We start from the raw sequence: 20125 nt of genomic DNA, 5'->3' as shown, positions 1-20125 counted from the left end.
AACCTATTGGGAAATCGGCGGGCGGATCGGTGATGAGCAGTTGACCGCCAACGCCGGATACGAGAAAGCCGTCATGGAGCGCCTGGCGGAGGACATGCGGACGGACATGACCACCCTGTACCGGTGCGTCCAGTTCCACGACACCTACAAAACCGTGCCGGACAGCGAATACCTCTCCTGGTCCCACTATCGCGTGCTACTGACAGTGAAGGACCCCAAGGAACGGGACTACTACACCAAGGTTGCCGAAGAAAAGCACTGGACCCGCGACCAACTGCTAAAAGCCGTTCAGGGCGACACCTACAGCGACGACAAGACGGGGAAAAAGGCAAAGAAACTCCCCCGCCCGGTTGGGGCGACCTACGTTTTCAAGGCTTACGTTTTAAACGTGGTGGACGGCGACACCCTGCTGGTGGACGTGGATTGCGGCTTTGAAATCAAAAAGAAAGAGCGAATCCGGCTGGCGGGGATAGACTGCGCGGAACTCATAACGGACGAGGGCAGGGAAGCGGCGGAATATGTGCGAAACCAACTGGCCCGGGTGCCCTTCATCATGCTACGGACAACGAAGGTGGATATTAACGGGCGGTTTTTGGGGCACGTCTTCTATTCCCTGGACGACACGATGGAGAAGGACGACATTTACACCGATGGGCGCTATTTGAACCAGGAACTGCTGGACCGGGGGCTGGCGAGGGTGTATTAAGGGAAATCCGTGGTAGAATAAGGGACACTTCCGGTGTGACTCCCCCGACATAAAATAAAGCACTCAAGGCTATGCCCTCAAAAAGCGTCTTTCGCCACGGACCGATGAGCAGTCGCCTTTCCCCCCCATCCGATGGGGCGGCGAGCACGAATCCTCCCCGACAAATCCCCGAGAATGGCGAACCCCGGCGCTTCTCCTGGCCGCCGTGGCCGTCTGCGGCTCCCTAGCATTTGCCTCCAAGTCCCTGCACCACAGAAACAGCGCCATTGAAAACCTAGTCACCCTTCCCGAAGACAAGATTGATATCGGCCTTGCCGCACTCACCCTAGCCAAGGACATTTACCCCGACCTGGACATTACCGCCTATTCCGCCAAGATCGACGCCCTGGCGGAGCGTGTTAGAACCTACGTTGGGGACTCCACAGACACGCGGCGGAGGATCGGGGCGCTCAACCAGGTGATTTACACGGAGGACGGCTACGGGTATGACAGCACTGCCGTCCGCCAGGGGAGCAACACGCCCGACTACCTAAACCACCTTTTGGACACCAAGGTGGGGAACTGCACATCCCTTCCCACCCTCTACATGGCGGTGGCGGAGCGGCTGGGGTTTCCGATCTACCCCGTGTCCGCCCCGGCCCATTCCTTTTTGCGGTATGTGGAGCCCGACGGCTCCTATCTGAACATGGAACCGACGAACCGGGCCGTGCTTCACCCGGACGAGATGTATGTCAAAGACTTTGCAATCGGGGAAACGGGCCTGGCCAGCGGGGCCTACATGAAGACCATGACCCGGCGGGAGTTTATGGGCGTCCTAATGGCCAACCTGGGCCTGGACCACCTGAAACAAGGCCACGATGAAAGAGCCCTGTATTTCCTGAACAACGCCGTGGCGCTGAACCCGGCCTGCGCGGACTGCTACGCCGACCTGGCGACCTACCACGCCAACATGAGCGCCCTGGCCAAGGGCAAAGAGGCCCTTGACCACTACCGGAAGGCAGAGGTATACCAAACCAAGGCGCGGGGGATGGGGTTTGTTGACCTATTCAAAACCCCCGCCGGGGAGAAACTGTGGAAAAACCTATAACCCCCCGCCCCCTGCTGGCGCTGGCCCTGTGCGCCGCCATGGCGCCCAGCGCGGGGGCGATGCGCTTCGAATCAGAGAGCACACGACCGATGGAAGCCACGCCGCAAAGCGGAGCGCCAAGGGGCGAACGCCCCCGGAGCGAAGCTCCCCAGGGGGCGCGCATGGCGGTGGATGCCCGCCTGTTGGACAACGCCCTTAAACCCGGCTCTGTTGGGCTGAACGAACCCGGGGAATGGATGGCCCGGAACACCCCCCTGGGCCAAACGGCGACCATGGGCGAGGCCAACGGCGTGGGGCGGACCGTCCTAAACCGCCTGATGGAGGCCCCGGACCGGGCCAACGTCTCTTTTGAAAAAGGCGGCGTGGTTCACCTGCAGGTGGAGAGCGCCTCCCTGGGCTACGCCGCCCAGTTCAGCGAGGGGCAATTTGATGGATTTACCGAAAAGCTGATCAAATCCCCCCCGCCCATTGAAACCACGGCCGTTCGGCACCTGATCACCACCGACCCCAAAAGCCTGACCGCGGCGGAGTTCAACGCCATCGGGGAACTAATCACCAAGTCGGTGCTGGACTCCCCGGAACGGGTGAACGTGATCGTGACGAAGCCCGATGGGACGCGGGAGCTTCACATCCAAGCCCCCGACATGGGCATGACCCTGCGCTACAGCCCCACCGCCGATTTTCTGGGATTCACCCGAACGCCGATGGAGGCCCGGCCCGGGCTGTGGAGCCGGACGGCCAATCAAATCGAAAAAGTCGGGAGCAACATAAAGGCCTTTTGGGACAACCTGGGGGAAGCGGGTCATGTGCGGATCGGGAAAGGAACAACTATTCCCGATGCGTTTGCCCCTGCCCTGGAAAGTGGACTTACAAAAAAACTTCAAACATCCATTGTAAATGCTTTGGGAGATGGTGAGGTCGTAGGTGTCCGAAAGCGGGCTTATGGTGCGAATTTCCTAGACGACAAGTACCCTTCAAAACCGCTTGATGCGACCATTAAGAAGAGCTACAAAAACGGTGTTCGTCTCCTAGATAATGGTGAGCGTGTCGTCTCTGATGTGGACTTAGCGTTCGTAGTCAAAGACAAGAAGGTTTTGCCGGAGTCGCATTCACTGGACCTGGGGAATAGGATCAATACCAGCTACAGAAACATCGGCGGGGCAAACCTTCATGACGTTGTAAAACACGGGGACAATTACTGGGGAGTGCAAAAAGGCGTGGACAAGGCGATCGATGTCGCGGAGCGGAATGAAACAATATATGTCTCCCCCCCCCCCCCCCCCCCCCCCCCCCCCCCCCCCCCCCCCCCCCTTGATAAAAATGGATTTGTAGACTCAGGGAAATACCGGGATATGGTTAAGAAATACATTGGCACGGAAAGGCGGTAAGGCATGTCAACTGCCACATGGCACATCAATATTGATCGGGAAAAGGAAACCGCTTTCATTCCGAGGCAATCCGGGAAAAGATTTGAATGGATTGAAGCTGGAACGGAAGCTGGCGCGGAACTGCTCGAGAAGGGTGGCATCGACGAATTTAACGTCGGACACAGCGAACCTCGTTTTTCAAAATGAAACGTCGCAAAAGACGGTAATTGGGTTGCCCATTGGGAAGGGGAGAAAACCGAACCCGACATGACATTTGACCTGGGCAAGAGCCGAGCAATCAACTACAAAAAAATTGACCAGGCTTGGCGCTACTTTTTAAAAGAACGAGAAAAAAGCAGCAACGCCTGAAACCAGGCTAACTGTAGGATGGGCCTGTCGTAATGCACCACCACGGCCCGCCGCCACCCCCTCCCTACCGAGCCTTCCTTAGATTTTCAAGCAAGAACTCCTCCAACAACCGCGACGATTCTTTTTCCTCCTCCGTCATAGTCGGCGCCTTTGAACGTGCCACCGTGGATTTGCTATCGGGTGGAACGCCCTCCTTTTTCTCCTCATCAGTCATGGAAGTCGGCCTCCTTAAGCCCTGACTTTTGAAAGACGGTCAATCGTCTCGCCCAACTCCCGAACATGGCCGGAGCGGCCCGCCCGGGCGAGAATACGGTGAACGCTTTTGTAATACCAAAGCTGGTCCCCCCTCCCCGCCGAAAACCGATCCCAAACCTTCCCCCCCTCCCGAAGCAGGTTGTGAAGCGTGCAACGGATGTTGTGGAGCTTGTCCGCGGCGACGATGCACTGGATGGAGGGAGAGGCCTTGGCCAGATGATTCAGGTAAGCCACCTTGCGGGCTTTCCAGGGCGGTTTGGGCGTTTGGAAGGTGTCGGAACAGCCGGCCACTAGGTCGGCCACGGTGGGGCCAAAGGCCTTCTTGATCCTTTTTAGGGTAGAAATACCGCCTTGATCCTCGGCGGCGTCGTGGAGCAAAGCCGCGATGGCCTCGTTCTCGTTACCACCGTCCTCCAGAACCAGGGAGCAGACGGCCAGCAGGTGCGATATGTAGGGGATCCCCGTGGATTTCCGGGTCTGGCGCTTGTGAAGGCGGTGGGCCATGGCGAGGGCTCTCTCGAACCGGGGGGTCAGCTTTGTGGGTTTCATTGAAGTGTCCTCCTTTGTCACTCCCAGTTTAGCCCGGTTGATGGAATAAAACAAATGAATAGTTTTTATGTTTACTATAGACTTATTGCATAATATGGACAGCCCATGGAAATCCAACAGATAAAGTCCTTCGTGGCGGTGGCCAAGACCGGAAACTTCAGCCGGGCGGCGGAGAGCCTCTTTCGCACCCAGCCCAGCGTGACGGTGGCCGTCCGGCGGCTGGAAAAGGAACTGGGGGCGAAGCTCTTTGAAAGGCACGGGCGGCGAACGATTCTTACGGCCGCCGGAGAGGCCGTGGCCGAGGCCGCCGGGCCGCTTCTGGGGAACTGGGAGAAGATGAAAGAGGTCCTGGCCCCTCTGGGCGACGGCAAGATGCGTGGGCGTGTAAGGATCGGGGCGGGCGAGCCGGTGATGCTTTATCTCCTGCCCAAGTTCATAAGAGACTTTCGGAAGGCAAACCCGGGGGTGAAAGTGTCCCTCTATTGCCAGAGGGCGGAACAGACCTTGGAGATGCTCCGGTCCGGGGAATTGGACTTTGGAATCCGCTCCATGGAGCGCGCCCCCGCCTGGGCGGCCTATCGCCCGACCATGGAATTTGAGCGGATGGTCATCGGCGAAAAGGGGCACCCAATCGGGAAACTTAAGAAGCTGACCCTGGACGACCTGGCAGGTTATCCCCTTTTGACGGGGGACGGGCACTCCACGACGCGCCGGATTGTGGAGGGCAAACTGACCGAGGCGGGCCTGACCTGGGAAGTGGGGCTTGAGGCGGGCGGTTGGGAGGTGCTTAAAACCTACGCCAAAAACGGGCTGGGCGTGGCGGTGATACCGTCCATATGCCTGACGGAAGCGGATAAAAAGGACCTGGCGATCGCCCGGGCGGGGCATCTATTTGGCTATGACCGATACGGCGTGGTGACGCGGCGAGGCGGGGTTTTATCCGAGGCGGCGAAGCGATTGATCAAGAAGTTGGACCCAGGATACCCGGTTTGATTTGAGTGGGTGGTAGTCGTGGTTGGGGACTGAATGCGGGCGCGAATCTTGCGCCCGCTTTTGTTTATGGGGTTTGATTTTGGTGGGAAGGAACCCGGGGGGTTGGGGGGCCACCAGCCAGGCAAGGCCCCCCTATCCCGCCCAATGCGGCCAGTAGTTGGCCGCGGTATTGGGGGGAGGGGGGCCGCTCCAGGCCTGGCAGCCCCGGCAGCGGTCACGTGCGCGCCGTTGTTTGGCGTGCACGGCGGCGCAATGGAGCCGGGGCTAGCGGAGGCCACCGCCAAGCACGGTCTTTTGTTGCCACCCCCTGACTGAACCCATGACGAGAGACAGGCGGGGCGGTGGCCGTCGGCTGGCCACCGCTGGCAGTTGTTGTGAGCGGGCCCACGCGCGAGGCGCGACGGCGCAATAGGCCGGGCCTTGGGGACAAGGCTGGGCCCGCGAATGTTCTTGACGTTCGGCCCCGGGGTTGTTTTTTGACCCCGGGGACGACTAAATATGCCCGAGCCCGCCTTGCTACCTTTGCGCGCGCCTGGACCGGGAGGGCGAGGGCAAGACCTTCAGGGCTTGGCCTTCCCCAGCGAACGGAGCGGGCCGCCCAGCGGGGGCGGGGGCGACGGAGCGGAGGTGCGGCGGCGTTCTAGGCCGACGCGGCGGAGCGACCCGGTTTTGTCGAATCAGGCGGAGCGGCAACCGTCCAATCGCCCGGGCGACCGAGCGAGCCGGGCGGCGGCGGGGGTTCTCCTGCCGACGCGCGGCGAGCGCCCCGGGGTGGGACGATCAACCGAAGCGCCCAGCGCTGGGGTTTTTTCCGGAAGGACGAATCAACCGGAGCGGAGACTTCTTTCTTTTCCAGCCCCAGGCTTTCGGTTTTCCGGGTTCGGGTTTTAATGGAGCCAGCGCGGCGATGACGGAGCGACGCGCCATCGCCGCACGGCGTTGTCCCAGCGTTGCGCCGCGCGGGGAGAGTTCCGCCCGCGATAGCGGTCGACGGTCAAAGGGAATGGTCGAATGACGGAAAAGAAACGGAGCGGGACGAAAAGGAGGGCCTTCGGCCGACGATGTGTTGGCTGAATCGGCAGACAAGGCCCCACAATCCGGGTCCTGCCCGCAAGGTAGGGCGCGGCTTCCTGCGCCGCGCCAGGGCCAAGCCTTGGGGTGGCCCCCAAGGCCAGCGGGGCCGCAATCGTGGTCGCAATCACACCGAGGCTTCAATCCCTCCCCTTGTATTCCGGCAGGTAATAGTCCCCGGTCAGGCGGTAGTTTTCCCAGTATTCGTGCGCGATATTGGGGAACGTCAGTGGAACAATGGTTGCAACCGTGTCTGTTTTTCCGCCATTTGCTGTTTCCCCCCGGGGAAGAAGGTGGCTCTTCCGGGGTTTTCCCACCCTCGGGCGACCAAACCCCCTCCGGGCCTGATCGCCGATCTCATCGGTTTTCCTTTCCGCACTCTTGCCCGCCACACCCCGCCTCTCCACAATCGTTTGACTCAACGACCGTTAGGATTTTTCCTCGATTTCTCCCGGAAAGCGGATCCTTTGTCTCCCGACCGCCGCGTGACGATCGGGCCGGCGTCCGCGGGAGGCGAAAGCGTTTAATTTCCGATCATCGATCGGCGACCCGTCGCAGCAAAGGAACAACAGCGGAATCTCCTTTTCGTGCCGCAGCAGGTTTTCGGCCACCAGGGCCGGTCCTCGGAGGAGCCGCGAAATCGCGGGAAAGAGGAAAATCCCGACCGCGCTAGCGGAAGTGCCGCGTGGGTCCCGCCTGCCAGTGGCAGGCGTTTGCGACCGGCCGAATAGGCCCCGGCTCCGAAGGAGGGGCCGCCCGTTCGCCATTTTTCAAATGAAAATTCCTGCGAATCTTGCCTGATGCCGTTCAACAAAGATCCCGCCCGACGGGAGTCGGACCGGTATTGCAATTATTGTTTTAAGAACGGGAAATTGTGTTACGAAGGCCCTGACCTAAAAGAATTCCAACGCGGTCGCTACGAAGGCATGGTCGCCCACGGGACAAACAAAATCCTGGCCCATTTTTTCACCTACCTGGTCCGATTTGCCCCCCGTTGGAAATCCAAATAACGTTTGGGGGGGGTTTCCCCTATATTAAGTTATAAAAGAATCAACGTCCCCCTTTCCCCGTCCGTGGGGAGAGCGTCGGGGTGAGGGGTCCGCCGGTTTTTGACCGTCGACCATTATCGTCGGCGGAACTCTCCCCGCGCGGCGCGACGAAGGGACAGCGATCATCAGTGATGGCGCGGGGCTTCGCCATCGACAGGCTGGCCCCCATTAAATCCCGCCCCGAGAAAACCCCCGCCCCGGGGCCGGAAAGAAGTCTCCGCTCCACCTTGCCCTTCGAATCTCATACGGCGTCCAATCCTGGCTGTATGGTCAAACGGTCTCCCCCCCGCGTCATGGGATCCCTGGCCCACAACTCTGATTCGATCGTTGTTTTGGAAATCCCGCGTCAGATCGGTGCGCCTGGGAACAGGCCGACACGCCTCGAAAGTCGTTTGGATCCATTGGAAAAAATCCCCCGATTGGTTGCGGGCCAGAGACCCGCACCATGGATTCCGGGCATGATTTGCGACGTTGATTTCCCCTCCCGAACGTGACATGATGGAGCATCGCAAATTCCCCATTGGAGGCCGTATGGTCTGGTCCGATCACTATCAAAAACAAGTCAATCGCAACATGGGTTTGCTGACGGAAAAAGACCAGGAAATCCTCCGCAAAGCTTGCGTGGCCGTCTGCGGGCTCGGCGGTCTGGGCGGTGTCGTCGTCGAAAATCTGGCCAGGCTGGGGGTCGAATCCTTTGTTCTGGTGGACCACGGGACCTTTGAACCCACCAATTCCAACCGCCAGATCTATTCGTTCACGGACACCAACGGTCGGCTGAAAACAGAGGTAACCGAGGAGTTCCTCCGCCGAATCAACCCCGCCATCCGCACGCGCAAATACCTCACAATGACCGACCAAAACATCGGCGAGGTTCTGGAAGGCGTCGACGCCGTCGCTCTCAGCATCGACGACATTCGCGCCATCGTGACCCTTAGCCGGGCGGCCCGGGCCAAAAAGATCCCGCTGATCGAGGGATGGGCCGTGGCGTACGGGAACGTCCGCGTTTTCACGGCCGACACGCCCACTCTGGAGGAAGTCTACGCTTTGCCGACCATCGGCCGGGCCGTGGCGAGCATTTCCGACCAGGAGAGCCGTGAATTGATTCTCCATTCCCTCCGGCAATTGCAGGGGGTCGAAGGCCTGGCCGAATACTATCCCCCGCCCACCGTCGAACGCCTCATGCAAAAAGGGGAAGGCACGACGCTCGCGCCCATGGTCTGGCTGACGTGCGTTCTTATGGCCAACGAAATCTTTAAAGTTTTAACCGGCTGGGGCTCCTTGGCGCTGGCGCCGAACTTCCGGTTCTACGACCCGATGGAGGGGCGGATTCCCGGCGCCGTTAAGAAATAGTGGACAAACCGGGCGCGCTGTTTCTGCGGCTGCATCGCCTGGGCCTCATGCGCTTGGCGGTGCGCTTTTCCCGCGCCGCGCGCCGGGAGGTGCTGAACGGCGTTCACGGCAACACGCACCTGATCACCAACCAACTGGCGCGCGTCGACCTCGTGACGGACAGTCTCATGCATCTTCCCGGAACCGCCCGCTTCCCCTCCGGCAAAGGCCGGCGCGAGTCCGACTTCATGTCTTTGGGGGCTCTGTTCCAGGAGGGCTACGGCTACGAGCACGTCCTTCCCGCGGCCCAGGGGCGGACGGCCGAACTGGTCCTGGCCTCGACGCTCGCCGCGCCGGGGAAAGTCGTTCTGCACAATCTGCTGTTCCCCACCACCCGCCTGCATCCGGAGGTTCTCGGCGCCGAGCCCCGGGCCATTCCGGTCGCAGAGGCCCACGACCTCCACGGAGACCATCCCTTCAAGGGCAATTTGGATTTGGAGGCTCTAAAAGCGTTCGTCCGCGACCACGGCGCCGACCGGATCGCCTACGTCATGGTCGAAACCTCCGTCAACGCCGTCGGCGGGCACCCCGTGTCGATGCAAAACATCCGGGAAGTGCATCAATACGCCCGATCGGTCGGGGCGCTCGTGTTCATCGACGCCTGCCGGTTGCGGGAGAACGCGTGGTTCATCCGCGAACGGGAGCCGGGATACGCCCAACGTTCCATCGCCGACATTGTCCGGGAATTCTGCTCCCATTCCGACGGCTGCACCATGAGCGCCACCAAAGACTTCCCCGTGGACGTAGGCGGGTTCCTTGCGACCCGCCGCGAGGACCTTCACTTCAAATTCCAAGACCGCTTGATGCTGGTCGGCGAGGGCCTATCGGTCGACGCCAAGGCCCGTTTGTATTCGGTCCTGCGAAAATCCCTGCGCAGCGAAAAGCTCTTGCGCCGCCGCGTCCGGAACGCCCGGGAGCTTTGGACCCGCTTAAAAGCCGCGGGAGTTCCCGTGGTGTCGCCCCCCGCCGGCTACGCGGTCTTCATCGACACCGCCGGGCTTTTGGGCTGTTTGCCCAAAGACCGACACCCGGAGCGCGCCTTTTTGTACCAGCTTTACTTGGAGTCCGGCATTCTGGCCGCCGAGAACATGCTGACGCCCGAGCAAGAAGCCAAGGGCGTGCGGATGATCCGCCTGGCGATCCCCCTGGGGCATTACAATCCCGGGACGATGAAATGGGTGGCGGGCCGCGTGGCGGATCTTTGGAGTCGGCGGCGGGAAATCCCGGGGCTGAAACAAACCCGCCGCCCCGATTGCCGCACCGGGGACTATTTGGCGGAATACGAACGGCTTTAGTCGATGTAAACGGTTTTGCGGTCGAAGTCCGGCGCAAACCCGTCGGAATACTCCGAAAAAGGAATCGCCCGCACGGCGATCTCCGCGGCCGTGTAAACGCAAAGCCCTTTCGCCACCCCCGCCGAGGGCCCGTCCCCGTTTTTCACCCCCGGCCGAAGTTGAAGAATCAGCGTCGGGCGGTTCTCGCCCATCCGCAGGCGGAACCGTCCCGTGAATCGGGCAGCGACCTCCGGGTCGGCGTAAAGCGCTTCTTTGATCTCTTCCGCGTACAGGGGTCCGAACGTTGTCGTCAGGGCCTTGACCTTGCCCCAGCCGAAAACGAAAGGAAGCCGAAACCGCGGCCGCCGAGACTCCAGCCCCGCTTCCCGAAGACGTCGATCGAACGCCCCGTAACCGACGAGCCGCGCCGCGTCCTTGGTGTTGTAACGCACCAGGGGAAAGTTTTTTTGAGCGTCGGGCGTGGTCACCACCAACTCCCCCGTTTCCCCCGGCGGCCCGAGGGTTTCAAGGTAATTCTGGTAGGGGTGGTACTGAAGGATAGCGGGGCAAAGCCGCGTATCCGTCCCGTAAATGGTTTTTCGCAGGGCGGGGTCGGCGTGGGCGCGCCGCCGCGCCAGGATCGTCTCGGGCGTCTCGTGCGCGACGCTGTTGGCTATCTCCGAAAGGCCGTAGTTGATGGTGATGCTGCCCGTGTCGCGGTTTTCAAAATCGATGCCGAGGAATCCGCCGAGGCGATCGGTAATTTTCCGCGACGTATTCGGAACCGGTGACAAGGTGGACCGCCAACTCCCGCCAGGGCACGTTCTCCTCGATTCCGCCTTCGATCAAATGCTTTAGAAAAAGCGGCTCCCCGAAAATGACGAACTGGTCGAATTCATTTTTGAGCTTCTTCAAAAGCGCCCACACGACATCCGCGCGCGTCCCGCTTTCGATCAACGGAATCGTCCGGGTGTGGACCTTCACCCCCATCGGCAGGCCGTTGACGATCAGCGCTTTCCGGTCAAAGACCGAGAGGCTGTCGTGGGAACGAACTCCAGTTCAAGGCCGACCGCCGGGGTCTTGCCACGATTCCGCCCCCGTAGGAGAAAACCCGCGACGAACCCGAACTGGAATAAAAAAGCCGAACGCGGGAAAGGTCCCCGTCGGGACAAAGACTCCGCAAATCGTGCCCCTGAAAGTGGGACTCCTTGTCGCACACGGGGACGTTCCTTTTGAAGTCCGCCAGGGTGGCCGCCGGCAACGACGCCAGTTCCCGATAGGCCGGAACGGCGCGCGTCCAGCGGCGAAACGCCGTCAAAACCCGTTGTTCGCTTTCTTTTTCAATGGCCTCGGGGTCGACGTTCGAGAGGTAATCCGCCAGGCGTTGGTACTCCCACCGAACCAATCGGTGGCGGAGGGCGGAGAAAATCGACATGGGGGCCAGCCCCTTAGCCGGGACGCCCTGGCCCCGCCAGGCGCGCCAGCATGTCCTTGGCGTTGATCGTTTGCCCGGCGGCAGCGTCCCCCTCCAGCAGTCGAAGGAAGTTGTTGTGGAATATATCGGCCAGAACGTCGGCCCCCACCTCGATGGATTTCACGACGTCCACGAACTCTTTCATGCGGGGCACTTTCCCCGCGTAGGGCATGGGGGAGTCGGTGCCGAAGATGATTTTGTCCGGCCCGATTCGCGTGATGATGTCCGGGGTCAATATGGTTTTGATTTCCGTCGGTGGCGGCCGTGTCGATGTAGACATTCGGTTCTTCTCGACCACCCAAAAAGACTCGTTGTGCCACAACGTGCCGAGATGGGTGATCAGGAGGCGGAGCTTCGGGAAGGTCACCGCGACTTCATCCAGGAGGAGCGGCGAGGCGTGTTCCAACCGGCACAGGCAACCGAAGGGGGTGCCCACGTGAAAGACGATGGGGACGTTCAACGCCTGGGCCTTCCTCAGGTCGAGAAGGCGCGCGGGTCGTTAGCGAAAAGCCCTGAAGGGGCGGATGCAGCTTCAAACCCTTGAGGCCCAAATTTGACCGCATGCTCCAGCTTCTCCGGGGCCGCCGGGTCCAGGGATTCACCGACGCGAAACCGATGAATCGGTCGGGATATTTTTGCACAACAGGGAAACGTATTCGTTCGAAGAGTAGACGATGGGCGCCTCCACCGCGTAGAGAACGGAGCGCGCGATTCCCGCCTCGTCCATTTGCCGAAGCGCGACTTCCGGGGCCAACAGAGGCAGCGTGGATTCCAAATCTTAAGGACGGAGATGGACGCCGGCAGTCGCACATCCCCTGAAGTTCAATCATCTTTTGAAGCTCGATCAAGTGAACGTGCGCGTTGGTAATCAGCATTTCATCTCCTCAAAGTTGGGCCGCCCCGCCCCGCCATCCCCCGCAACGAGGGACAGCTTACTTTTTTCCCAATGCGCCCCACCAAACAAAGTCCCCCGCCCATCGAGGCAAACATTTTTCCATCCAACGCACCGATGGCCAACATTCCACTCATTCTTCCGCCCACCGGTCAACTTCGCGGTCTTTTTGCCAGGCGTGCGCCGGGACGCCTTTCCCGCGCTTCGCGTTTATCGATTTTACCGCTTCGGACGGCCGCCTCAAAATCCATCCAATCCTGGACCGATGGAAGGACCCCAAGGCCGGGAGCGCAAGCCAACGGATCCCAAGGATCGAGAGGGGAACCTCGTCAGGACACTTTCGGCGAAACGTTTCAGTCGGACCAATGAAAAATCCATTCCGGGGTGTCAAGTTTGTCCAAGTCGCCCGCTCGACACCACGGACTTAAACGGCGATCGGGATTATTCAGCACGTGAATCTCCTGGGCCGGCATATAACTTTGGACCAGCAAAAAACCCGGTCCCCCTTCGCATTTTCCGCCAAGTCGACAATTCAGACGGCATGGCCAGGGAACCTGCCCCGGATGAATACGTCGCCGACGTCCATTGCCTTCGGGTTGGCCACCGGGATCAATTCCTTGTTGAGAGAAGCGGTGCCGCCCCCCCGGTGCCATTCCTCAAAAACCGCCATGGGCCGGCCGTCGTGGGCCTGCGTCTCCCGGGATTCCACGGACGAACCCGTCGGACTCACGCGAACGAGTACGAATTGGGCCGAGGACTTCGAGATCGCATCCGGCAACGCGCAGAACTGTTTTCATTGATCGCTCTTGAGCAGGACTTCCGATTCAAGGATGGGTCCAAAACACAAAAATCAACCGCGCACCCGGGGAGGAATCCGTCGAATCGACACTTTCTGGAACCGGCGGTCGTCCAAACGTTCGAAGGCCCACGCCGCGCCAAGGCGTGCCATTAAGTTCAAAAGGAGCAACCCATGAAAAACAATGGTTTCCTCTTCGGATTCGCCTGCCTGGCCCCTTCCGGGTTTTTGCGGCCGATCCCGGCCAAAAGCGAGACGATCGCGAAGCGTTCCGGACCCAACAGAAGACCGCCTGGGAAAACCATCGCCAACAGCAACAGTCGGAGAACAAAACCTTTCGGGACGGCCTTCAGGCAACCCCGGAGGAAAAAAGGCCGCGGTAAAAGATCACAGGAGACCTTTGACAGGAAACGCGGCCTTCGCCGCTGAACAAACCGAAAAACGCCGGGCCTTCCTGACCCAGCGCTTGGCCGCCAACACGAAGCTGACCGACACTCAAAAAGCCGACCTCATTGCCTTCCACGAAAACCAATGGAAGGAGAACGACGCCTACCGGGAAACCCGCTACCAGGAAAGCGTCGCGTTTTTTGAAAAGATCGCGACCGACGGCTCCCTGACCCAGGAACAGAAGAAAGCCGCCATTAAAGCCCATCGGGACGAGGTGAAAGCGCCACCCAGGCCCACTTCGAACAACAGAAAGCGGAAAACAAGGCCAAACGGGACAGCCTCAAGCAACCCTGAATTCGGCCACCCGCGGCGGGCCCACCGTCGAAGGACGGTGGGCCTTGCCTTTAGGCCTCGGAGTCGTTTAACGCCCGAAGGAAGGCGTCGCCGTAACGGGCCTGCTTGGCCGGACCGATGCCCGCGATCCCCAGAAATTCCTCGGGCGTCCGGGGGCGCCGCTCCGCCAATCGCAAAAGAACGGCGTCGCTGAATACGATGTAGGCGGGAACGCCCTGGGCGTCCGCCAGGGAGCGACGCAGGGCCTTGAGCCGCAAAAACAACGGATCGTCCAGATTCCCCCGTCGACTTCCGCCCGACGGCCGGGGGCGGGGTCCGGTCCCCCGCCCGCGCGGACACGGTGGGCAACAAATCGTCCAGGATTGTTTTCCGGCAGACGTCGCAGGATTGCCCGCAATCCGCCAGTTCCTCCTCAAAAACCGCTGAGCCCCGGTGGCGGCAGGCCGGACGGTCGGCCCAGCGAAACATCTCCACGGTTTTCTGTTTCGCGGCCGCGGTCAACGAGGCGTCCCCCCCCAGGGCCGCGAAACGTTCGTAGGCCATGACGTCCGCCCAGGAATAAAAAAGAACGCACTCGGCGGGCAACCCGTCCCGCCCGGCCCGGCCGATTTCCTGGGAATAATTTTCGAGGCTCTTCGGCATGTCCCGGTGGATCACGTAGCGCACGTTGGACTTGTCGATGCCCATGCCGAAAGCCACCGTGGCCACGACCACGTCGATTTCGTCCCGGGCGAAGGCGTTTTGGTTCCGTTGCCGCTCCTCGTCCGAGAGCCCGGCGTGGTAAGGCGCCGCCCGAACCCCGCGGAATTCAAGAACGCCGCCGTCGACTCCACCGTTTTCGGCTCAGCCAATAAACAATGCCGCACTGGCCGGGGCGCCCCTGAACAAAACGCAAAGGTCTTTTTTCGTGTCACGGCCGCCGCCTTTCTTTTGGCAGGTGATTCTCAGGTTGGGCCGGAAAAAGACCCCTTGAACCCTTCCGGTTTGACCATGCTCAATTGTTGAAGGATGTCCCGGGCCACCGCCCGGCGTGGCCGTGGCGGTCAGCGCCAAGACCGGGACGTTGCCCAGCAAGGCCTTCAGGCCCCGCAGATTTCGATAGGACGGCCGAAATTCATGCCCCCAGTGGCTGATGCAGTGGGCCTCGTCCACGACCAACAAACGAACGGGACACGCCGCCAAAAATTGGCGGAACCCCTCCTCCAGCGCTTCCGGCGCCACGTAAACCAATTCGAAGTCGCCCCGGCGAAGGCCTCCATCCGCTCGCGCCGTTCCTCCGCCTTGAGCGTGGAATTGATGACCGCCGCCCGGAAACCCGATTGAATCAACGCGTCCACCTGGTCTTTCGCGAGGCGAGATCAACGGCGAGATGACCAGGACCGTGCCGCCCAAGAGCTTGGCGGGGATTTGAAACGTCAGGATTTCCCCCGCCCGTGGGCAGAACGCCGATGCAGTCCCGCCCGCCAGGACCGCGTTAATGATTTTTTTCCTGCCCGGGCGGAAGGATTCATAACCGAAGGTGCCCCGAAGCACCTCAGCGCCGTGGGCGACGACGGGGTTTTGTTGATTCCGAAACAGGAGGAACGAACGACGGGTCCATGGGTTTCCTTTAAAAAGACAACTGAACGCCGACCGATGGGAAGAAGGGGAGTTGAGTGACTTTCTCCCGGCCAGAATAATCATCCGAATAGGAATAACCGGCGACGTTTTTGTGGTTGAGGACGTTGATCAAATCGAGGTAGAAATTGCCCAACCCGCTTTCATTTTAAAGTCCGGCTGAACCGGAGGTCGATTCGATGGTAGTCCGGCAGCCGGACGGAACCGGGGGGCCCGTACCGGCCGAACCCGACCCGTGCCGTCGACATACGTCCCGGTGATGGGCGTGTCCGGCGCGCCGCTGTGATACTGGGCGCGCAATCCAACGGAATAAAATTGGTCGACCCGGCGGGTGGCCACGAGGTTTAGAACCCAGGGTTGGTCCTGGCTGAAATTGACTTCCTGCCCGGTCCGTTCGTTTTTCCGCGTGGAATGGGATTGGGAAACCGCGAACCACCCGGCCCACCGGGCCGTGCGGTCCTTCTTCACCAACAACTCCACCCCGGGCCAGCCCCGGGCGCCGTTCACGAAATTCAGCACCGGGTCCTCCACCGGCAGATTCCACAGGCGTTTCCGATACACTTCCACATTCAGGGACCATCCGTCGGGCAATTTCCCGTTTAGCCCCGCCACCGCGTGCTCGGCCCGCAGGGCGGTCAGGTCCAGGTTGCCGAAATTTTCGTGGTTTGGTGCCCTCCGGAAACTGGTGGTAGCGCCCCAGGCGGTGGTGAAAGCGGTCTCGCCCAAAAACCGCCATTCCCCGCGGCCCAGGGTTCGCCGTAATTTTCCTTCAAATAGCCGTTTCGACCCCACCGGCCGCCGGCCGAAAGCGTGAGGTCCGCCGTGGGCGACCAACGGTCCTTCAAATACACCAGGGTTTCGTTGATGTAAGCGTGCCGAACTCGCTGCGGGGGAGGCGCGCTCGTAAAATCGGGCGGAGGGTCGAATTCCGACGGAAAATCCACCCGGACGTCCACGTTCAAGACCACGGGCACGTAAATGTGGTGGGCGCCCAACGACAGCGTGTTTCCGGCCGGCAGCCGCCACGCCAGATCGTCCCGCCGTCCCACCAGCGGTTGTTGAGGCGAACGACGCCCAACCGCCCGCCCGATTGTCCAGAATGGTCTGAGTGTGGGAAAGGGCCGCCACGTTGGTCACCGACGGCCCACTCCACGTCCAGGCGAGGCCCTCCTGGTGGTAATCCTGGATTTGAGCAAAGCGACCGCCCAACGCGGGGTCCCGCTTGGCGATGGCCGAATCGCTCTTGATGTCCAGGGCCACTTTGTCCCAGGCGCCGTTGGTCTGGAAAACCAACCGGTGAGTCGGGTTCTGCCACAACCATTTCCCCTGGTAATCGTAGAACTCCGGAAATTGCACGACGTCGATGTCGCTGGTGCCCGGGAATTTGGCAGCAGGAAGTCCAGGTAGCTCCGGCGGGCCGCGACGTAAACCGCCTGGCGGGGTCCCACGGGGCCTTCCACCAGGGCGTCGGATTCAAAAGCGCTCAAGTTCAGTTTGGCGCCCCACCGGTCCCGTCGGGGGTCCCGCAAACGCACGTCGATCACGGCCCCCAGGCCGCTGTTGTATTCGGGCCCGAAGGCGGAGGGGTAGATGGAAAAGGAATCCACCAGGTCGCCGTTCAAAACGCTGAGCAGGTCCCCGGTGTGAAAAAGATACCCCACCGTCTGAAGTCAATGTAGTAAATTATCAATGGGCGCCGTGCCGCGGACCGCCGGGTCGCTGGACCCGTCGGACCCGACCGCCACGCCGGGGAGGGATTGAAGCACCTTTAACGGGTCCCCCTGGGTTCCGGGAACCAGCCGAAGATCCTCCTTCGTGACGTCCCGCTTGGTCACGGGGTCTTTGTCCCGTTTCGCGCTGATCACCAGCGGCGGAAGAACGATAACGTCGTCCTCCCCGCCCGAACCGGTAACGGGGGCCGCAGAATTAAACCGATCAACGCGTATTTGCAATTCATTGATTTTGCCGTTTCTTCTTCAGGGATTCATTATTTGATTTTCGCACGCTCTCTTGAAGGGACCGAAGGGAGTCGGGGCTTTTTTACAATAGCCGGGCGACCCTTTCGACGGCCCTCAGAGCGGGGAGGGTCCGACGGCTTGGCCACGACCCCGAAATCGACCTTCGCCATGAAATATTTCTCTCTTCCAGGATCTCTTTTCGCCGGGATCTATCTTTTGGTCTGCCTGAGCGCCCCCGTCAAGGCGGGTGACGCCGATTGGTATGCCTTGTCCTCCCCTGGTCGATTCTCATTCGCCCGTGGTATCGCCACCACAACGGGGTCATGGAATTATTTCGCGGGACCCTTTTCCTCCTCAACGCGTCGATTCTCTATTGGATCGGAATCTGGCTGACCCAACGTTGGCGCGTTGCCGGATTCCCGGCCAGCCTGGCCTGGCGTATCTCCTCCCGGGCGCGGTTTTGTGGGGGCGTTACGTCCTGGCGGTGATCCTGAAGCGGCGCGCGATTTTTCGATGCGAGACTTTGCTTTGCTGCTTTATACGATGCCCGGGTCCCTGCTCTTTGATCGGTGGAACGCCTCCGGCGGCTTTCGGAATTTTATTGTATCCGCTGTTTGGCGACCACATGGCTGTTTTTACGGAGTCGGAGGGCCCTCGCCGCGGCGGCTCGATTTCTTTGAATCGCTAAGCCTTCCCGGGAAAGCGGATCGAACCGCCGCGGGGCAAAGGTTGCGGGGAAGACCGGAAAACAAATCCACGTCCCGGTGGAGGGGATGTCCGAGCGGGGACTCAGGCGGAAGCCGTCGCCCAGGAAGTGGACCGAATAGGCCGGCCGACGCCCCGGCGACACGGCCCAAAAGAACAAGGGGCGGGTTCGCAAAATATGGGCGGCTTTTTTGTGGAGCGTCCGGCGGCGGTTTGCCTTCGGGAAGTTCCAGCCGGGGAGGCCCTCGGCGAGTGAGGCGGACGATTCGTTAACCGTCGCTCCAGCACCCGGTCCGAGGCTTGAGTTTCGGCGTAGAGCGACACGTCGCCGCGATTCGTCCCGCAGGGCCACGTCCAGGAAATCGATTCGAACCGCACCCGGGCCGGGATAACCGTAATGGGTGACCAGGGGCCACTTCACCGCCGCCTGGGTCACCGACTCCGACGAAGGCCCACCAGCAGGCCGCCTCGTTCCGGACGAAGAAACTAAAGGAAGTTTGCCGTCCCGAGTCGAGCCGGAACCAGTGGCTGTTGAGTTGGATCAACCCGCGTTCAGTCCCCGGGTCCAAAAGAGCGTTTCCCACTCGGTGAGCGGCAGTTCCGCCAACCGTTCGTCGATGGCCCGCCGGAAAAACCGGACGGGGATTTGCCCCCGCGTCCTCCACCGCCCCGCCGCCTGCCGGATCTGATCGCGAAGCCAACTCATTGTTCACCTCAACCCCGTTCGCCAACCCGTCGTATCTTGACCGGCCAGCCACTTGCAGGTTTGAGAATGGGGGCGGACGGCGTTGTCAGCCTGAAGAAAGACGCGTGTCCCCTCGACGGAACTGTTTGACCGTGGCTTCGCCCTCTTCCGGTACGTAGGCGATCACAATATCGCCCTCCAGGCCTCTTTCCTGAAGCCGACCAGCAACAAATCGTTGTCCTCGATTTTGGGGGGGACATGCTGTCCCCTTGGCCCGCAAAATAAAATTGGCGCCTCATGATCTCCTGCACGGGAAATGTTTGTCCGCGAGGCCACGGTTTCAACGGGAAGCCCGCCGGCACTCCGTCCCAAGATCACAAGCGGACCTCCGCCCAATCCTGCTTGACCGCCAGGGCCAGGCCTGGCCCGGTCCTGCATCCGCCGAACAGCCCCTTCCGATCCAGGGCCGCCAAACGGTTCCTGGACGGTTAGATGGCGACATCAAAACGCCGGGCGATTTCCCGGCACCGTGGCGGCACGCCGATCTCGTGAACCTGGTGGACGATGAAACGAAAATTTTCTTCTGGGGAGGTTAAACTGTTCATGGCCGGATACTCATGGGTTATTTGTATGGTAAAAGGTCAACCCCGGCCATGGCGGAAAAGAGACGGGCGTCCGGGCGTGGACTACAGGTGCCCGCCGCCCGGCATCGGCCGGGGAGCGGGGCGAAAACGACGAAAACCAAAGGCCTGGAGGGGGATTTTTCGATCGTCCCGCGGCTCCGCCGAACGTCTTAAGGCTTGGAGGCTTTGAGGTCCAATGGCAAATCATGCGCCGCCTTGGCGGCCAAGTGATCTCCATCATTTGGGTGACTCTATTGCTGCCTCTTCCTGTCCGCGCTTCCCAGCATGGAAACGCCTGGGACCACGGTTAAGTCATTCAAAGGCGGTGGCGTCGGCCCAATATTTTGCTTTGACATAGGCCTGCAATTTTTTCTCCAGGGCGCCGTCGGCCTGCATGACCAAAAGCTTGCGCGTCGATTCGCCTTCTCCCAAAAGAATTTCGGGCCTGTTTCCTTTGTTCTGCCGCCTTGGCCTCCAGGGGTGGCCACTTCGTATTGTTGCTGAGCGAGGTGACGGCCTTGGCCT

At 60.8% G+C, this 20125-nt stretch carries 20 protein-coding genes and 2 pseudogenes; 8 read left to right on the top strand and 14 right to left on the bottom strand.

What is annotated here, in order from left to right:
• The 4 genes from IPP68_08815 to IPP68_08800 all read left to right on the top strand — a co-directional run.
• The coding region (locus IPP68_08815; GenBank protein MBL0350461.1) for a thermonuclease family protein at positions 1 to 706 on the top strand (706 nt) is incomplete at its 5' end.
• A 205-nt stretch (positions 707 to 911) separates the two neighbouring features.
• Positions 912 to 1793, top strand: a complete 882-nt coding sequence (locus IPP68_08810) for a hypothetical protein (GenBank protein ID MBL0350460.1) — start codon at positions 912 to 914, stop codon at positions 1791 to 1793.
• 182 nt (positions 1794 to 1975) lie between these two features.
• The gene (locus IPP68_08805) at positions 1976 to 3181 is read left to right on the top strand and encodes a hypothetical protein (GenBank protein ID MBL0350459.1); all 1206 of its coding nucleotides are present in this window, start codon (positions 1976 to 1978) and stop codon (positions 3179 to 3181) included.
• Between the two features lie 3 nt (positions 3182 to 3184).
• On the top strand, positions 3185 to 3367 hold the full coding sequence (locus IPP68_08800) for a hypothetical protein (protein ID MBL0350458.1): 183 nt from the start codon (positions 3185 to 3187) through the stop codon (positions 3365 to 3367).
• A gap of 390 nt (positions 3368 to 3757) precedes the next feature.
• Here the strand turns inward: IPP68_08800 and IPP68_08795 are convergent, their stop codons facing one another.
• Positions 3758 to 4333 carry a bifunctional (p)ppGpp synthetase/guanosine-3',5'-bis(diphosphate) 3'-pyrophosphohydrolase gene (locus IPP68_08795; GenBank protein ID MBL0350457.1) on the bottom strand — a complete coding sequence of 192 codons (576 nt, stop codon included), beginning with the start codon at positions 4331 to 4333 and terminating at the stop codon, positions 3758 to 3760.
• Positions 4334 to 4438: 105 nt separating this feature from the next.
• Between IPP68_08795 and IPP68_08790 the strand changes: the two genes are divergently transcribed.
• Entirely contained in the window at positions 4439 to 5326 is an 888-nt protein-coding gene (locus IPP68_08790; protein MBL0350456.1) for a LysR family transcriptional regulator, read from the top strand.
• Positions 5327 to 6537: 1211 nt separating this feature from the next.
• Here IPP68_08790 and IPP68_08785 read toward each other — a convergent pair.
• On the bottom strand, positions 6538 to 6789 hold the full coding sequence (locus tag IPP68_08785; GenBank protein MBL0350455.1) for a hypothetical protein: 252 nt from the start codon (positions 6787 to 6789) through the stop codon (positions 6538 to 6540).
• A 408-nt stretch (positions 6790 to 7197) separates the two neighbouring features.
• Here IPP68_08785 and IPP68_08780 point away from each other — a divergent pair, with 408 nt between their 5' ends.
• The 3 genes from IPP68_08780 (at position 7198) to IPP68_08770 (ending at position 10130) form a co-directional block, all read left to right on the top strand.
• The gene (locus IPP68_08780) at positions 7198 to 7407 is read left to right on the top strand and encodes a hypothetical protein (protein MBL0350454.1); all 210 of its coding nucleotides are present in this window, start codon (positions 7198 to 7200) and stop codon (positions 7405 to 7407) included.
• A gap of 570 nt (positions 7408 to 7977) precedes the next feature.
• Positions 7978 to 8796, top strand: a complete 819-nt coding sequence (locus tag IPP68_08775; GenBank protein ID MBL0350453.1) for a ThiF family adenylyltransferase — start codon at positions 7978 to 7980, stop codon at positions 8794 to 8796.
• Positions 8796 to 10130 (top strand): tryptophanase, encoded by a 1335-nt coding sequence (locus tag IPP68_08770; protein ID MBL0350452.1) that lies wholly within the window; start codon positions 8796 to 8798, stop codon positions 10128 to 10130. The genes IPP68_08775 and IPP68_08770 overlap by 1 nt, the downstream gene beginning before the upstream one ends.
• Here IPP68_08770 and IPP68_08765 read toward each other — a convergent pair.
• The 12 genes and pseudogenes from IPP68_08765 to IPP68_08710 form a co-directional block, all read right to left on the bottom strand.
• Positions 10127 to 10903, bottom strand: a complete 777-nt coding sequence (locus IPP68_08765) for a hypothetical protein (protein ID MBL0350451.1) — start codon at positions 10901 to 10903, stop codon at positions 10127 to 10129. The genes IPP68_08770 and IPP68_08765 overlap by 4 nt on opposite strands.
• Positions 10833 to 11093: a hypothetical protein gene (locus IPP68_08760; protein ID MBL0350450.1), complete on the bottom strand. Its 261-nt coding sequence runs from the start codon at positions 11091 to 11093 to the stop codon at positions 10833 to 10835. Before IPP68_08760 ends, IPP68_08765 begins: the two co-directional genes overlap by 71 nt.
• A 37-nt stretch (positions 11094 to 11130) precedes the next feature.
• Complete coding sequence (locus IPP68_08755) at positions 11131 to 11544, bottom strand: hypothetical protein (protein MBL0350449.1); 414 nt, start codon at positions 11542 to 11544, stop codon at positions 11131 to 11133.
• 13 nt (positions 11545 to 11557) lie between these two features.
• Complete coding sequence (locus IPP68_08750; protein ID MBL0350448.1) at positions 11558 to 12043, bottom strand: amidohydrolase family protein; 486 nt, start codon at positions 12041 to 12043, stop codon at positions 11558 to 11560.
• A gap of 785 nt (positions 12044 to 12828) precedes the next feature.
• Positions 12829 to 13145, bottom strand: a pseudogene (locus IPP68_08745) (hypothetical protein).
• 475 nt (positions 13146 to 13620) lie between these two features.
• A complete protein-coding gene (locus IPP68_08740; GenBank protein MBL0350447.1) occupies positions 13621 to 13923 on the bottom strand; it encodes a hypothetical protein in 303 nt (100 codons plus the stop codon).
• Positions 13836 to 14816, bottom strand: a pseudogene (locus tag IPP68_08735) (ATP-dependent DNA helicase RecQ). Before IPP68_08735 ends, IPP68_08740 begins: the two are co-directional and overlap by 88 nt.
• A 39-nt stretch (positions 14817 to 14855) precedes the next feature.
• The gene (locus IPP68_08730) at positions 14856 to 15545 is read right to left on the bottom strand and encodes a hypothetical protein (protein MBL0350446.1); all 690 of its coding nucleotides are present in this window, start codon (positions 15543 to 15545) and stop codon (positions 14856 to 14858) included.
• Positions 15546 to 15740: 195 nt separating this feature from the next.
• Positions 15741 to 16355: a TonB-dependent receptor gene (locus tag IPP68_08725; GenBank protein MBL0350445.1), complete on the bottom strand. Its 615-nt coding sequence runs from the start codon at positions 16353 to 16355 to the stop codon at positions 15741 to 15743.
• Positions 16265 to 16678 carry a hypothetical protein gene (locus IPP68_08720; GenBank protein ID MBL0350444.1) on the bottom strand — a complete coding sequence of 138 codons (414 nt, stop codon included), beginning with the start codon at positions 16676 to 16678 and terminating at the stop codon, positions 16265 to 16267. Before IPP68_08720 ends, IPP68_08725 begins: the two co-directional genes overlap by 91 nt.
• Positions 16679 to 17299: 621 nt before the next feature.
• Positions 17300 to 17464 carry a hypothetical protein gene (locus tag IPP68_08715; GenBank protein ID MBL0350443.1) on the bottom strand — a complete coding sequence of 55 codons (165 nt, stop codon included), beginning with the start codon at positions 17462 to 17464 and terminating at the stop codon, positions 17300 to 17302.
• Between the two features lie 1369 nt (positions 17465 to 18833).
• Positions 18834 to 18998 (bottom strand): hypothetical protein, encoded by a 165-nt coding sequence (locus IPP68_08710; GenBank protein MBL0350442.1) that lies wholly within the window; start codon positions 18996 to 18998, stop codon positions 18834 to 18836.
• Positions 18999 to 20125: the final 1127 nt, after the last annotated feature.

Source organism: Elusimicrobiota bacterium (assembly GCA_016722575.1).
Lineage (GTDB): Bacteria > Elusimicrobiota > Elusimicrobia > FEN-1173 > FEN-1173 > JADKIY01.
This window is presented reverse-complemented; position numbering and strand designations above follow the sequence as displayed.